At 73.0% G+C, this 15396-nt stretch carries 10 protein-coding genes and 1 riboswitch; of the genes, 5 read left to right on the top strand and 5 right to left on the bottom strand.

The window, feature by feature from the left end:
- Positions 1 to 19 precede the first annotated feature (19 nt).
- A riboswitch (cobalamin riboswitch) is annotated at positions 20 to 181 on the top strand.
- A 30-nt stretch (positions 182 to 211) separates the two neighbouring features.
- Complete coding sequence (cobN, locus tag ACFV2X_RS05155; protein WP_385611611.1) at positions 212 to 3859, top strand: cobaltochelatase subunit CobN; 3648 nt, start codon at positions 212 to 214, stop codon at positions 3857 to 3859.
- Positions 3856 to 4284 (top strand): NUDIX domain-containing protein, encoded by a 429-nt coding sequence (locus ACFV2X_RS05160; RefSeq protein ID WP_385611614.1) that lies wholly within the window; start codon positions 3856 to 3858, stop codon positions 4282 to 4284. The genes cobN and ACFV2X_RS05160 overlap by 4 nt, the downstream gene beginning before the upstream one ends.
- 55 nt (positions 4285 to 4339) lie before the next feature.
- Here the strand turns inward: ACFV2X_RS05160 and ACFV2X_RS05165 are convergent, their stop codons facing one another.
- Positions 4340 to 4591: a hypothetical protein gene (locus ACFV2X_RS05165; protein WP_385611616.1), complete on the bottom strand. Its 252-nt coding sequence runs from the start codon at positions 4589 to 4591 to the stop codon at positions 4340 to 4342.
- Between the two features lie 275 nt (positions 4592 to 4866).
- On the opposite strand from ACFV2X_RS05165, the gene ACFV2X_RS05170 reads away from it, so the two are divergent.
- On the top strand, positions 4867 to 5880 hold the full coding sequence (locus tag ACFV2X_RS05170) for a cation diffusion facilitator family transporter (RefSeq protein WP_385611619.1): 1014 nt from the start codon (positions 4867 to 4869) through the stop codon (positions 5878 to 5880).
- A 238-nt stretch (positions 5881 to 6118) separates the two neighbouring features.
- Positions 6119 to 7969 (top strand): BTAD domain-containing putative transcriptional regulator, encoded by a 1851-nt coding sequence (locus ACFV2X_RS05175; RefSeq protein WP_385611622.1) that lies wholly within the window; start codon positions 6119 to 6121, stop codon positions 7967 to 7969.
- A 20-nt stretch (positions 7970 to 7989) separates the two neighbouring features.
- On the opposite strand, the gene ACFV2X_RS05180 is transcribed toward ACFV2X_RS05175, so the two are convergent.
- The 3 genes from ACFV2X_RS05180 to ACFV2X_RS05190 all read right to left on the bottom strand — a co-directional run bounded on the left by ACFV2X_RS05180 (position 7990) and on the right by ACFV2X_RS05190 (position 12144).
- Positions 7990 to 9435, bottom strand: coding sequence for a lipase maturation factor family protein (locus ACFV2X_RS05180; protein ID WP_385611624.1), 1446 nt, complete (start codon positions 9433 to 9435; stop codon positions 7990 to 7992).
- Between the two features lie 165 nt (positions 9436 to 9600).
- Positions 9601 to 10647 (bottom strand): LacI family DNA-binding transcriptional regulator, encoded by a 1047-nt coding sequence (locus ACFV2X_RS05185; protein WP_385611627.1) that lies wholly within the window; start codon positions 10645 to 10647, stop codon positions 9601 to 9603.
- 129 nt (positions 10648 to 10776) lie between these two features.
- Positions 10777 to 12144, bottom strand: a complete 1368-nt coding sequence (locus tag ACFV2X_RS05190; RefSeq protein WP_385611630.1) for a hypothetical protein — start codon at positions 12142 to 12144, stop codon at positions 10777 to 10779.
- Between the two features lie 183 nt (positions 12145 to 12327).
- Here ACFV2X_RS05190 and ACFV2X_RS05195 point away from each other — a divergent pair, with 183 nt between their 5' ends.
- The gene (locus ACFV2X_RS05195) at positions 12328 to 13194 is read left to right on the top strand and encodes an Fpg/Nei family DNA glycosylase (RefSeq protein ID WP_385611633.1); all 867 of its coding nucleotides are present in this window, start codon (positions 12328 to 12330) and stop codon (positions 13192 to 13194) included.
- 51 nt (positions 13195 to 13245) lie between these two features.
- On the opposite strand, the gene ACFV2X_RS05200 is transcribed toward ACFV2X_RS05195, so the two are convergent.
- Positions 13246 to 15396: a bifunctional serine/threonine-protein kinase/ABC transporter substrate-binding protein gene (locus ACFV2X_RS05200; RefSeq protein WP_385611634.1), complete on the bottom strand. Its 2151-nt coding sequence runs from the start codon at positions 15394 to 15396 to the stop codon at positions 13246 to 13248.

Below are 15396 nucleotides of genomic sequence, written 5' to 3' on the forward strand. Positions count from 1 at the left end.
GGCAGGTCAGAAGCGCCTACTATGCTCACGGCGGGTCGGTCCCGGCCCGCCACCACAAAAGACGGCAAAAAGGGTAGGAAGCCGGTGGAAATCCGGCGCGGTCCCGCCACTGTGAGCGCGGCAGCCGGTATTGCGACGGCCGCGCGAGCCAGGAACTCCCGCCGTCTTCAACCCGCCCGGGGCGCGGACCCCGAGGAAGGCCTGCCGTCGCATGATCCTGCTGCTGTCGACGTCCGACACCGACCTGCTCAGTGCCCGCGCGGCACAGACCCCGGTGCCCTATCGGCTCGCCAACCCGGCCCGGCTCCCCCTGGACGAGCTGCCCGCGCTCCTCGAGGGCGTCGAACTCGTCGTCGTACGGCTGCTCGGCGGGGTGCGCGCCTGGCAGGAAGGGCTCGACGCGCTGCTCGCCGGGGACCGCCCGGTCGTGGTCCTGACCGGCGAACAGGCCCCGGACGCCCAGCTCATGGAGGCATCCACGGTCCCGGTCGGGATCGCCGCCGAGGCACACGCCTATCTCGCGCACGGCGGGCCCGGCAACCTCGGCCAGCTGGCCCGCTTCCTGTCCGACACCGTCCTGCTGACCGGCCACGGCTTCGAGCCGCCCGCGCCCGCGCCCTCGTGGGGCGCACTTGAGCGCACCGCGCGCGAGGACGTCACCGGCCCGCGGATCGCCGTGCTCTACTACCGCGCTCACCACATGAGCGGCAACACCGCCTTCGTCGAGGCGCTGTGCCAGGCCGTCGAGGACACCGGGGGCCGCGCGCTGCCGCTGTACGTCGCCTCGTTGCGCGCACCCGAGCCCGAGCTGCTGGAAGCCCTCGCCGAGGCCGATGCGGTGGTGACCACCGTGCTCGCCGCGGGCGGCACCCGGCCCGCCGAGGCATCGGCCGGCGGCGACGACGAGGCGTGGGACGCGGGCGCGCTGGCCGCGCTGGACGTCCCGGTGCTCCAGGCGCTGTGTCTGACCGGCCCGCGCGCCGCGTGGGAGGCGAACGACGAGGGTCTTTCGCCTCTGGACGCGGCGACCCAGGTCGCCGTCCCGGAGTTCGACGGGCGGCTGATCACCGTGCCGTTCTCCTTCAAGGAGACCGACGAGGACGGCCTGCCCGTCTATGTCGCCGATCCCGAGCGCGCCGCGCGTGTCGCGGGAATCGCCGTACGACACGCCCGGCTGCGCCACATACCGGCGGCCGACAAGCGCCTCGCGCTCGTGCTGTCCGCCTACCCCACCAAGCACTCCCGCATCGGCAACGCCGTCGGCCTGGACACGCCCGCCAGCGCCGTCGCCCTGCTGCGCCGGTTGCGCGCGGACGGCTTCGACCTCGGCCCGGTGGAAGGCCCCGAGGCGCTGCCCGGTCTCGCCTCCGGCGACGGCGACGAGCTGATCCGCGCGCTCATCGAGGCGGGCGGCCACGACCAGGACTGGCTCACCGAGGAGCAGCTGGCCCGCAACCCGGTCCGGATCCCCGCCGCCGACTACCGCCGCTGGTACAAGCGGCTGCCGCAGGAGCTGCGCGAGGCGGTGGAGGGGCACTGGGGGCCGCCGCCGGGCGAGATGTTCGTCGACACCAGCCGCGACCCCGAGGGCGAGATCGTGCTGGCCGCGCTGCGCCGGGGCAATCTTCTGGTCGTCATCCAGCCACCGCGCGGCTTCGGCGAGAACCCGATCGCCATCTACCACGACCCCGACCTGCCGCCCTCCCATCACTACCTGGCCGCCTACCGCTGGATCGCCACCCCCCAGGCCGACGGCGGCTTCGGCGCCGACGCCATGGTGCACCTGGGCAAGCACGGCAATCTGGAGTGGCTGCCCGGCAAGAACGCGGGCCTGTCCGCCGCCTGTGGCCCCGACGCCGCGCTCGGCGACCTGCCGCTGATCTACCCGTTCCTGGTCAACGACCCGGGTGAGGGCACACAGGCCAAGCGCCGCGCCCACGCCACCCTCGTCGACCACCTCGTGCCGCCCATGGCCCGCGCCGACTCCTACGGCGACATCGCGCGCCTGGAGCAGCTGCTGGACGAGTACGCCGCCATCTCGGCGATGGACCCGGCCAAACTCCCCGCCATCCGCGCCCAGATCTGGACCCTCATCCAGGCCGCCAGGCTCGACCACGACCTCGGCCTGGAGGACCGGCCGGACGACGACGGCTTCGACGACTTCCTGCTGCACGTGGACGGCTGGCTGTGCGAGGTCAAGGACGCCCAGATCCGTGACGGCCTGCATGTTCTCGGCAACGCCCCCTCCGGCCCCGAGCGGGTCAACCTCGTCCTGGCCATTCTGCGCGCCCGGCAGATCTGGGGCGGGACCACGGCGCTCCCCGGGCTGCGTGAGGCACTCGGCCTCGACGAGTCGGCCGCCACCCGCACCGGCGCGGACGAGGCGGAGGACCGCGCCCGCGCCCTCGTCCAGGCGATGGAGGACGCCGACTGGGCCCCGGAGGCCGTCGAGAAGGCGTGCCTGGGGCTGCCCGAGGAGCAGCACGGCGCGGTGACCGCGATCCTCGACTTCGCCGCGCGCGAGGTCGTGCCGCGGCTGGCCGCCACCACCGACGAGATCGACCACGCCGTGCACGCCCTGGGCGGCGGCTTCGTGCCCGCGGGCCCCTCCGGTTCACCGCTGCGCGGCCTGGTCAACGTCCTGCCGACCGGCCGTAACTTCTACTCCGTCGACCCCAAGGCCGTGCCCAGCCGGCTGGCCTGGGAGACCGGCCAGGCGCTCGCCGACTCGCTGCTGGAGCGCTACCGCCGCGACAACGACGGCGCCTGGCCGCGCTCCGTCGGCCTGTCGCTGTGGGGCACCAGCGCGATGCGCACCTCGGGCGACGACGTGGCCGAAGCACTCGCACTGCTCGGCGTCCGTCCGGTGTGGGACGACGCCTCGCGGCGCGTCACAGGACTCGAGCCCGTCCCCTTCGACCAGTTGGGCCGCCCCAGGGTCGATGTCACCCTGCGCATCAGCGGCTTCTTCCGCGACGCTTTCCCGCATGTCGTGGCGCTGCTCGACGACGCCGTACGCCTCGCCGCCTCCCTCGACGAGCCCGAGGCCGACAACTACATCCGCGCCCACGCCCAGGCCGACCTCGCCGAGCACGGCGACGAACGCCGCGCCACCACTCGTATCTTCGGCTCCCGTCCCGGCACCTACGGCGCGGGTCTGCTCCAGCTCATCGACAGCCGTGACTGGCGCACCGACGCCGACCTGGCCGAGGTCTACACGGTCTGGGGTGGCTACGCGTACGGACGCGGCCTGGAAGGCCGCCCGGCCCGCGCGGAGATGGAGAGCGCCTACCGCCGGATCGCGGTCGCGGCCAAGAACACCGACACCCGCGAACACGACATCGCCGACTCGGACGACTACTTCCAGTACCACGGCGGCATGGTCGCCACCGTGCGCGCCCTCAAGGGCACCGCCCCGGCCGCGTACATCGGCGACTCCACCCGCCCCGAGACGGTCCGCACCCGCACCCTGCACGAGGAGACCTCCCGGGTCTTCCGCGCGCGCGTGGTCAACCCGCGCTGGATCGAGGCGATGCGCCGCCACGGCTACAAGGGCGCCTTCGAACTCGCCGCGACCGTCGACTACCTCTTCGGCTACGACGCCACCACGGGCGTGGTCGCCGACTGGATGTACGACAAGCTGGCCCAGAGCTATCTCCTCGACCCCGAGAACCGCTCCTTCCTCCAAGAGGCCAACCCCTGGGCGCTGCACGGCATGGCCGAGCGGCTGCTGGAGGCGGAGAGCCGCGGCCTGTGGGAGCACCCGGACCCCGAGGTCCTGGCGGCGGTGCGGGAGCTGTACCTGGAGACCGAAGGAGGCCTGGAGGGCGCGGCGGGCGGGGAGGACGAGGCCGAATGACCGACTCGGGGAGTGGGGCGGCGCCGCTCGAGTCGGTGGGCTGGGTCTGCGTACGCGACGGGCAGCTGCTGGCGGTGCGCACCCGCGGGCGCGACGCGTTCTACCTGCCTGGAGGCAAGCTCGACCCGGGGGAGGACGGGCCGCAGGCTCTGGCCCGGGAGCTCGCCGAGGAGCTCGGCCTGACCGCCGTGCCCGCGGCCCTGGCCGCACGTGAGCCCTTCGTCATCGAGGACGAGGCACACGGCCAGGGCGGCCGACGGCTGCGGATGACCTGCTATACGGGCGCGGCGCAGGGCGAGCCGGCCCCGGGCCGGGAAATCGCCGAGCTGGCCTGGCTCACGGCGGACGGGGTCGGCCGCTGCGCCCCCGCGCTGCGCCAGGTGCTGCACCGGCTGGTCGCCGAGGGCCGCGTCCGCGGCGCGTGATGCGGCCCGCCCGGGCCGGGCGGGTCCGGCGCCGGTAAACATCCGGCGCCGGATATCAGGAGCGCTTGAGGGGCGCCGGGGAAGCGGCGGGCCGGGAGGCCGAGCGGACCCGCTCGGGCCAGGGCGGACAGTTCACCAGCTCGGCCCACTCCCGGTCGTAGCGCCCCGGCACGGCCCGGCCCGCGGAGGCCCAGCGCTCGACCAGGGCGGCGTAGATGGGCACACAGGTGCTCTGATGGAGCGATTCGCCGCCCGCGGTGCTCCGGTCCAGCGCTCTGCTCGGCTGCGAGAGAGAACGGCGTCGCATCGTCGTCGTCATGTCAGGCCAACGCGCCGCGCCCGGCGCGGTCACCGGCTCCCCGCGGAGCTCACCCGGACCGGGGCGGTCTCGCACATATCACCGACCGTGTCCGACAATGAAAAGCGTTGCCAATTCAGAAAGGCATTCCGCGTCGTCGCCGGTATCGCCGCCCGCGCCACGTGATTGCGGCACTTGATAACCGTGTCCATTGCAGCCTTTGGATTATTTTCCGATGTGCTGTTCAATTGCGCTGTTCCGATGGTTGATTCGAGGAGGCGCGGGTGGGCACCCATACGCACGGACCCGGGGAGGGCCACGCCGGGCACAGCCATGGCGTGGCGGAGAACGCCGACCGTCGCTGGCTGCTGGCAGCGCTCTCGCTGATCAGCGGCTTCATCGTGATCGAGGGCGTCATCGGGGTGGTCGCGCGCTCGCTGGCGCTGATCTCCGACGCCGCCCATATGCTCACCGACGCCGCGTCCATCGTTCTCGCGCTGTTCGCGATCCGGCTCGCGGCCCGCCCCTCGCGCGGCGGCTACACCTACGGTCTCAAACGCGCCGAAATTCTCTCCGCCCAGGCCAATGGGCTCTCGCTGCTGCTCCTCGCGGTGTGGCTGGGCTATGAGTCGGTGGAGCGTCTGATCGACCCGCCCGATGTGAACGGCGCCCTGGTCCTGGCCACCGGACTCGCCGGAGTGGCCGTCAACATCGCGGCGGCCTGGTGCATGTCCAAGGCAAATCGCAGCTCGCTCAATGTCGAAGGCGCCTATCAGCACATCCTCAACGACCTCTTCGCCTTCATCGGCACCGCCATCTCCGGTGTCACCGTTCTGACCACCGGTTTCGCGCGTGCGGACGCGATCGCCTCGCTCGTCGTGGTGGCGCTCATGGTCAAGGCCGGCGTGGGGCTGGTCCGGGCCTCCGGCCGGGTGCTGCTGGAGGCCGCGCCGAGTGGGGTCGAGCCCGACGAAATCGGCGACCGGCTGGTGTCCCACGCGGCCGTGGCCGAAGTGCACGATCTGCATGTCTGGCAGATCACCTCGGGGGAGGTCTCGCTCTCCGCCCATGTGCTGGTCGCGGCCCCGGACGGCGACTGCCACGCCGTTCGCGAGGACCTGGAGCGGATGCTGGGCGAGCACTACGGAATCACCCACACCACCCTCCAGGTCGACCACCTCGGCGACCGTCGGCCGCCGAACGACGCACACGGCCCGGCGATCGAGGGCGACGCGCGCGACGAGCACTGCCTCGCCGCCCATGGGCCGGTGCACCGCTCGGCGCCGCACGGCCATTGACACATTCGCGGTGCGGGTAATCCGCCACCCCGGTTCGGAAAGATATGCGCCGAACTGATCCGCGATTGCTGGGCGCGTACGGCTCATCAACTAAATCGCGTATCAACAGGCACAGGTGCGAATGAGTCGAAATATTCCCCGAATCCAGTGATCATGCAGGGCGGAGGTATCCTCGGCTACGAACTGAATACGGGGGAACGGGCAGGGCCTTGTCGCCAATGAACCGGGGGGTTCGCGAATGAGGTTTCAGGTTCTGGGAAACTTCGAAGTCCTGGACGACTCCCGCGTCCGCACGCCGAGCGCCCCCAAGCTCCGCCGGACTCTGGCCCTGCTGATACTGCGGCACAACGAGGTCGTGCCCACCAAGGACCTCATCGGCGAACTGTGGGGAAGCAGCCCCCCGGACAAGGCCATTCGCGCAGTACACACCTATATCTATGAACTCCGCCGCAGCCTGGCCCGTCCGGGCTGCGGCGGAGAGCTGTTACTCCGGACCCGGCCGGGCGGCTATACGGTCCGCGTACCGGAAAGCGCGATCGACCTCAATTCCTTTCGGGCCCTGGTCGAAGAAGGCAGGGAGGTGCTTGCCGCCGGGGACCCCGGACATGCCAGGGAAGTGCTGAACCGGGCCCTGGGGATGTGGCAGGGCAGCGCCCTGGCCAATGTGGACTGCGGGGAACTGCTCGAAGCGCATGCCACCGAACTGGAGGAGCGCCGGCTGCGCGCCCTGGAGATGCGCGTCGAAGCCGATTTCCAGCTCGGCCGGCATCATGAGCTGAACGGTGAGCTCAAGGCGCTGGCTGCGGCCAGGCCCCTGCACGAGGGCATTCACGCCAAGCTGATGCTCGCGCTCTACCGTTCCGGGCGGCGCGGCGAGGCGCTGAAGGTCTTCCACGATCTGCGCCGCCATCTGGTCGACGAGCTGGGCCTGGAGCCGGGCCCCGAACTCCAGCGGCTGCAGCGCTCCATGCTCGCCGGGGACGCCTCGCTCGACCCACCGGCCGCCCCGCCCCCGCCGCCCCGCTGCGCGCAGCCCCCGGCCCCGCCTGCCCAACTCCCCCGGGACACCGCCGATTTCACCGGTCGGCAGACCGTGCTCGACGAGATCGCCGGCCTGCTCGCGGCCCACGGCGACACCACGGGCCTGCCCGTGGTGTCGCTGGCCGGTATGCCGGGTGTCGGCAAGACGGCCACCGCCGTCCACCTCGCCCATGCGGTCCGCGCCCGCTACCCCGACGGGCAGCTGTACGTACCTCTGGGCGGATCGCAGCCCACCCCGGCGACCGCGGCGGAGGCGATGGAGCACATCCTGCGGGGGATCGGCGTGGCGCCGCGCGACATCCCCTCCACACTGGGCGGGCGGACGGCGTTGTTCCGCACCTGGAGCTCCGACCGCCGGGTGTTGCTGGTGCTGGACGACGCCGACTCGCCGCAGCAGGTCGAACCGCTGCTCCCGGGCGGCACCGGCTGCGCCGTGCTGATCACCGCCCGCTCCCTGCTGTACGGGCTGCGCGGGGCGCGGACCGTGGCGCTCGGCTGCCTGTCCACCGCGGAGGGCGGGCAGCTGCTCACCCGGCTGATCGGACGGGAGTGGAGGGACGCCGAGCCCGAGGCCGTCGCCGACGTGGTGCGGCTGGCGGACGGGCTGCCCCTGGCCATCACCTTCCTCGGCGAGCGGCTGATGGCTTTGCGGCCGGTGAGTATCTCTTGCGTACTGGCGAAGATACGATCCGCCAAGGGGCAGCACCGGCTCTCCCAACTGTCGGCGCTGGGGCTCGATCTGTACGACCGGCTGGACAGCTGCTTCCGCAAGCTCGATGAGGACGCCCAGGAAGCCTTTCTGCGGGTGGCCCTGATACCGCTCCGGCTGTTCACCGCAGGGCAGGGCGCTCAGGTGCTGGGCACGGACACCACCACGGCCGATGTGGTGCTGATGCGGCTGGTCGACGCCTCACTGGTGGAGGTCTCGGAGGAGCGGGCGGCGGGCGGGCGGCACTACCGCTTCCGGGAACCGGTCCGCGCCTACGCGCTGGAGAAGGTGGCGGTGGAGCGTACGGCGCCGTCGGCGCGCCACTTCAGGGGCTTATGAGCCGCGGGCATCCCCCTTGGCTATCGGTCTCGCCGGTCCGGGCGGTCGAGGGCGACCGGGGGCAGGAATTCGCGGATGAGTGTGCGGTGCCACCATGCGCCGGTGGCCCGCAACTCATCCCAGGTCGTGAAGCGGTACAGAAACAGCCGGGCGCGGATGTGGGTGGGCGGCGCGCCGGGGAAGGGGCACACCCGCAGCAGCTTCAGCGTCGCCCGATCGCCCTCCAGCAGCTTGGTGACCAGCGGACCGAACCAGGACCGGGCGTAGGCCGGTGAGATCCCGGCGAACCACATCATCCAGTCGAGCCGCAGATGGTACGGGGCGAACTGGCGCGGCATCCGGCGCACATCGCCCGGCTTGCCCCGGAACTCGTACTCCTTCCACACCGCGTCCGGCGTGGGCAGCGGATCGTCGGTGCCCTGGATCACCACCTCGAACCGGGCGCGGTTGACGCTGCCGAAGGCGCCGTAGGTGTTGACCAGGTGCAGCGGGTTGAAGGAGTAGTTCATCAGCTGACTGCCCGACACCAGGTTCCGGGCCGGCCAGTAGCTGAGCACCACCACCAGCACGGTGGCGGCCAGCACCAGGGCCTCGTACCACACCGGGGGAGCGGCGAGCGGCGGCGGCTCGGGGAGCCCCAGCGCCTGGGCCGCGCGCCGCCCGTCGACGGCGGCGAGGGCCAGCAGGATGGTCACCCAGTTCAGCCACGAGAAGTTGCCGGACGCGACCAGCCACAGCTGGGTGACCGCGATCACGCCCCCGGCCACGCTCGCCACCGGCTGCGGCGTGAACAGCGCGAAGGGCACGGCCAACTGGGCGACGTGGTTGGCCGCGACCTCGACCCGGTGCAGGGGCCTCGGCAGCCGGTGGAAGAACCAGCTCAGCGGGCCCGGCATCGGCTGTGTCTCGTGGTGGTAGTACAGACAGGTCAGCTGCCGCCAGCAGCGGTCCCCCCGGATCTTGATCAGCCCGGCGCCGAACTCGACCCGGAACAGCAGCCAGCGCAGCAGCCACAGCACCAGGACCGGCGGCGCGGTGCGGGCGTTGCCGAGGAAGACGGCGAGAAAGCCGGTCTCCAGGAGCAGTGACTCCCAGCCGAATCCGTACCACACCTGTCCGACGTTGACGATCGACAGATACAGCAGCCACAGCACCAGCCACATCAGCATCGCGACCCACAGCGGCACCCGGTCCGCGGCCCCCGCCACCACCGCGGCGGCGAGCGCGGCCCCCAGCCAGGCGCCGCCGGTGAAGAAGCGGTCCGAGAAGTGGAGGTGGAACAGGCTGGGGGAGCGTCGGAACGGCATGTGCGCGGTGAACCGGGGCACCGGCGTCAGTCCGCGCTCGCCGATCAGGGCCCGCCCCTGATTCGCCGCGACCACAAAGGCGATCACATACAGGGCCGCCAGCCCCCGTTGGAAGACCAGCCGGGTCAGCCAGTAGTCGGATGAGGTGAACCAGTCCATGCGGAACCGCTCCCTGGGCCTGTTTCCCGGCTCGGTTCGTGCTCGCCGCCGGACACCCGGCTATCCGTACCACCTACCGCCGGACGCGCGCTGTCCGGCGGGCCCCGGGGCGGGCCGAGTTCATCCGGTCGGCGCGGTACGCCCGCCGGTCCTCGCTTAACCGGTTCAGGGCCGCCGTGGCGGGGCGGTGCTGCCGCGCGGGGTGAGGGCCGGGGTGGGCGCCTGGTGGGCGCTGGGCGCCGCTTGGCCGAGCACATCGAACAGGCGGCGGGCCACCTCGGCCCCGAAGCCGAAGACGTCATGGCTCATCGCCGACAGCGTGGGGTGGGTGAGCTGGCACAGCTGGGAGTCGTCCCAGGCCAGCAGCGAGACGTCGGCGGGCACCGAAAGCCCCATCTCGGCGGTCACCGACAGGCCGGCCACCGCCATGATGTCGTTGTCGTAGATGACGGCCGTCGGCCGGTCGGCCGAGGCCAGCAGCGCCCGCGTGGCGCGCGCCCCTTCTTCTCCCGAGAAGTCGGTGGCGACCGTGCGCCCGTCGGCCAGGCCCAACTCCCGTACGGCTGCTTCGAAGGCGGCGGTACGGATCATGCTGTGCCCCAGCGTGGCGGGGCCGCTCACCCGGGCGATCCGCCGATGGCCGAGCGCCGCCAGATAGCGGACCGCCTCGGTGACGGCGGTGCCGTCGTCGGTCCATACGCAGGTGAAGCCGCCGGCCAGGGAGGGGTGCCCGGCGGCCACGGCGGGCACCCCGAGCCGGTGCAACTCGGGGACGCGCGGATCCCCGTCGTGGAGGTCGACGAGAATCGACCCGCCGACCTGCCGCCCTCGCCACCACGCCTCCTGGACCTCGATCTCCTCCCGCACATCCCGCACCAGCCGCAGCAGCAGCGAGCAGGACCGCTCGACGAGCACGCTCTCGATGCCCGAGACGAACTCCATGAACCACGGCTCGAGCCCCAGCATCCGGGCCGGCCGGGCGATGGCCAGGCCCACGGCGTCCACCCGTGCGTTGGACAGCGACCGGGCGGACAGATGCGGCGCCCACCCCAGCTCCCGGGCGGCCTCGAAGATCCGGGCCCGGGTGGCCTGGGAGACGCCCGGGCGGTCGTTGAAGGCCAGTGACACCGCGCCCTTGGAGACCCCGGCCAGCGCGGCGACGTCCTTGATGGTGACGCGCCGCGCCGGCCCTGCCGTGACCTCGCTGTCCATGCACCGACTCCCGCTGCTCGGCTGCCGCTCGCGACGAACGCCACACCCTACCGCGTCGGTAAACCGGTCAAGGTCGATTTTCCGGTGCCCTGGCCGCGAACGGCCACCGGCCGCGCCGCTCGCGGCCCCTCACCCACTCCGCCGGTACGCCGACGCGGATGCCGACGATGCGGATGCCGACGGAGCGGAGAAGGGCCCGCGGCCGAGGACCTGGCCGAGCGCGCCCATCGGCGGTTTGAGCAGATCGCCGGCGCGGGGCAGCGACGGGCCCGGCGCCATCAGGCCCCGCAGCCCGGCCGGAAGGGGCAGCCGGTGCCAGGGGACATACCGCCCCACCAGGCCGAAGGCCGCGCGCACCGGGGCCTGCAGGACGGCGACAGGGCGCGGTGTGACGGGGGCCGGCGGTCCGGCGGGGGCGAGCAGTCCGGCGGGGGTCAGCCGCAGCCCCAGCCGATGGGCGCCGCTCGCCTCGTACGCGGCCTTGCGGGCGCGGTTGAGGTTGCCCAGCGGGCGGAACTCGTCCGTGGTGTGCCAGGGGTCGAAGGCCAGCCGCTCCACCCGGCGCGCCGCCGAGCGGGCCGCGGCCGCGTCCAGGTCCTGGCGCGGCACGGTCAGCAGGGCCACCGGGATGACAGGCGCGTCGCTCTCCCGCCACTCCACCGAGCCGTCCTCGACCGGGGTGCGGCGCTCGTCCAGATACCGCTGCACACACAGCTCGAAGCTGATGTCGCCGGTGAACAGGCGCTGTGTCAGCTCCCGGTGGAGATAGTCGGGATCGCCCCGGTCGGGCGGCGGGGCCGGGGTGCCGCCGGGAGCGGGGCGCAGCTGGTAGCGGACCGGCCCCGCGTCGCCCCACAGGATCGCCCCGCAGCTCCAGAACGTCTCGCGGGCCAGCGAGCCGACGGCGTGCCGGGCGGCGGTGTGCACATTGCGGCGCATCCGGGCCGCCGTGGACCAGCCGACGGCCAGCGGCAGCTTCACCAGCAGCCCGAAGGCCTGCTCGGCGGCGCTGCCCGCGCCCGCCATGGCCTTGGCGAAGGCAACGTATTCGCGCGCGTCGGCGGCATGCGACACCGGGAAACCGGTGGCCAGCAGGTCGTGTGTCCCCTCGGCCCCGGCCCGCACCCGTACGGCCATCCGCCGCAGACCGGGCGCGGCGTGCGGCCGCTCGGCGCCGCGTGCGTCGGACAGCCGCACCGCGGCCGAATACTCGGCGCCCGGCTGCGCGTAGCCGACCCGCAGCACCTCGGGCAGGTCGTCGTGGAAGCGCAGCCGGGCGTTGTCCACGCCGAGTGCCGGCCTGGCCTGGAAGGTGCGCAGGAGACGCGCGGGGCTGCCGCCGGGCCGGTACGCCCCCCGCACGCCCACCAGCTCGTGCGCCAGCTTGTCCAGGACCCGCCGCTCCGCCTCCAGACTGCCACCCTCGTACCGTTCGTAACGGAGGAATGACGCAGCGTGACGAAGTGTGGACCGCTCGTGCTGTGCGGTGTCGACCATGGGGGAAGCCTCCGTGCGGAACGGGGAGAGACGCGGTACTGCGGGGCGGCGCGGGCGTGCCGAGCCGGTGCGCGGCGCGGGTCCAGCTCTTGGGTCAGCGTAGGGGCGGGGTATCGGACCTGCAGCTCAGCGCCGCTGGAGGGGTGACCGGCCGGGTCCCGGCCGCTGGGGCACACTGGTCATATGCCGGAATTGCCCGAGGTGGAGGCCCTGGCGCAGATCCTGGCCGAGCGCGCCGTCGGCCGGGAGATCGCGCGTGTCCACCCTGCCGCGGTCAGCGTCCTCAAGACGTACGATCCGCCGCTGACCGACCTCGAAGGGCGCACCGTCACCGCGGTGCGCCGCCACGGCAAGTTCCTCGACCTGGCCACCGACGGCCCGCATCTGGTCCTCCACCTCGCCAGGGCGGGCTGGCTGCGCTGGCGGGACGGCCTCCCGGAGGACCCGCCCCGCCCGGGCAAGGGCCCGCTGGCGCTGCGGCTGCGCCTGGCCGGCCCGGAGGGCGCCGGCTTCGACCTCACCGAGGCGGGCACCCGCAAGGCGCTGTCCGTCTACTGTGTGCGCGACCCCCAGGAGGTGCCGGGCATCGCCCGGCTGGGGCCGGACCCGCTCGCGGAGTCCTTCACCCTCGAGGAGTTCGCCGGGCTGCTGCGCGGAGTGCGCCACCGGATCAAGGGCGTGCTGCGCGACCAGAGCGTCATCGCCGGGATCGGCAACGCCTATTCGGACGAGATCCTGCACGCCGCCCGGATGTCGCCCTACCGGCTGGCAACCGACCTGACGCAGGAGGAGATCGCCCGGCTGTACGAGGCGATGGGCAGCACGCTGCGCGACGCCGTCGAGCGCTCTCGTGGGCTGGCGGCGCGCGACTTGAAGGCGGAGAAGCGCGGCGGTATGCGGGTGCACGGCCGCACCGGCCAGCCCTGTCCGGTGTGCGGCGACATGGTCCGCGAGGTGTCCTTCGCGGACTCCTCCCTGCAGTACTGCCCGACCTGCCAGACCGGTGGGAAGCCGCTCGCCGACCGGCGGCTGTCCCGGCTGCTGAAGTAGCGCCGGCCGGGGCCCCTTGGCCGCGCGTCGCACTCTCGCCGGGGGGCTGCCTCAGGCGCGCGTCGCACTCTCGTAGTCGCCCAGGAAACGGAACCGCCCCTTCTCGACCCGGTAGAGGAACAGCCCGGTGCCCGGCGTCAGGGAGCCGTTGCCCCGTTCGAAGGCGTACGTCTTGGTGATCCCCCGGTACCGGACCGCGCGCAGCCTGCGCGCCATGGCCTCCCGGTCGGCGCCTTGCGGACCCAGCTCGCGCAGCGCCTGGGCGATGAGCCCGACGACGTCGTACGCCTCGGCGGCGTAACGCCCGGGCGCGGACCCGTACCGCTTCCGGTAGGCGGCCGCGAAGGGCCGCGCCGCGGGCAGCGCCGTCGCGTCGGTGAAGGCCGAGCTGAGCAGCCAGCCGTTCGCGGCCTCGCCGGCCCGCTTCAGGAACGCGGCGTCGATGACCGGCTGCGTGGCCAGCCGCGCCCCGGTGAAGCCGGCGGACGCCAACTCCCGGGCGAACAGCGCGGCCCGGGGCGCGAGGCCGCCGAAGACCACCGCACGGACGCCGCTTCGGCTCACCTCGTCCACCGCCCGGCCGAAGTCCCTCGCGTCCGCCGGGACGGTGACGGTCAGCGACGGCAGGTCCCCGCCGCGCATCGCGGTGGCCATGGACCGGATGAGGTTCCAGCTGTAGTCCCCGGCCGCGCGGTCGTCGATCAGGGCCGTGCGGTGCGGACGGGTGTGCCGGGCGAGGTAGGACAGCAGCGGGAGGCCGAGACCGCCGTCGTCCGGCCGGGTCTGCAGATAGGACGTGTGCTCGACGGCGGACACCTCGGCGGTGCCGACCGACACCGACAGCAGTGGCAGCCCCGCCTTGTCGTAGGCGTCGATCGCGGCCGCGCAGGTCGCGTCGGTCGTCGGCCCGATGACCGCGATGACCGCGGGGTCGGCGGCCATCCGCTCGGCGACGCCACGCGCGTCGCCCGGGGTGCCACGGTCGTCGAGGGCCTTGAGGGCGAGCGTGACGGGCCGGTCCGCACGGGCGTTGAGGCGCTCCACCGCCAGTTCGGCGCCCCGGCGCTGGGCCGTTCCGGCCGTGGCCTGGCCACCCGTCAGATCGGCCTGCACCCCGACCGTCCACCGGGGCGGGGTGGGCCGGCCGCCCCCGCCGCTGCCCGCGTCGGGGCGCGAGGCCGCCCAGATGCCGAGGCCGCCCCCGGCCGCCAGTACCGCGCCGCCCGAGGCCACCGCCAGAAACCTGCGGCGGCCGGGGCGCGGCTGCTTCGGCGCCTCATCCGCCGGACCGACCACCGTGGGCGGGACGTCGGGGAGCGCCAGCAGTTCCGCCGAGCGCTTGGCGATCAGCTCGGCGACCGGCCGCGGCAGCCACCCCGTACCGTCCACCGGCGGCCCGGCCTCCGCCAGCCGCCGCACCAGCTCGGCGGCGGTCGGGCGGCGCTCGGGGTCCTTGTCGAGGCAGGTCTCGATGAGCGGGCGCAGCTGATCGGGCACCCCGGTCAGATCGGCCGTGTCGTGCACCGTACGGAACAGCATCGCGGCCACCGGACCGGTGCCGAACGGCGGGCGTCCGGTGGTGGCGTAGGCCAGGACACAGCCGAGCGAGAAGATGTCGCTGGGCGGCCCGAGCTCCGGGCCCCGGCCGAGGGCCTGTTCGGGCGAGAGATAACCGGGCGACCCGATGACCACGTCCCGGGCGGTGATGGCGGTGTCGTCGAGGGCGCGGGCGATGCCGAAGTCGATGAGGCGGGGGCCGTTGGGGGCGAGGAGGATGTTGGCGGGTTTGATGTCGCGGTGGATGAGTCCTGTTTGGTGGATGGTGTGGAGTGCTTGGGCGAGGTTGGTGGCGAGGGTGTGGGTGGTGGTGTGGGGGAGGGGGCCGTGGGTGGTGATGGCTTCGGTGAGTGAGGGGCCTGGGATGTAGGTGGTGGCGAGCCAGGGTGTGTCTGATTCGGTGTCGGCGTCGGGGACGGTGGTGGCCCAGGGGGTGTTGATGCGGCGGGCTGCGGTGACTTCGCGGCGGAAGCGGGCGCGGAACTGGGGGTCGTGGGCGTATTCGGCTTGGATGATTTTCAGGGCGACCAGGGCGCCGCCGGTGGAGCGGGCGAGGTAGACGATGCCCATACCGCCGGCGCCGAGTCTGCCCAGCAGCCGGTAGCCCCCGATCCGCGCCGGATCCCCCGAACGCAGCGGTCGCAC

It is taken from the genome of Streptomyces sp. NPDC059679 (assembly GCF_042734105.1).
Taxonomy (GTDB): domain Bacteria; phylum Actinomycetota; class Actinomycetes; order Streptomycetales; family Streptomycetaceae; genus Streptomyces.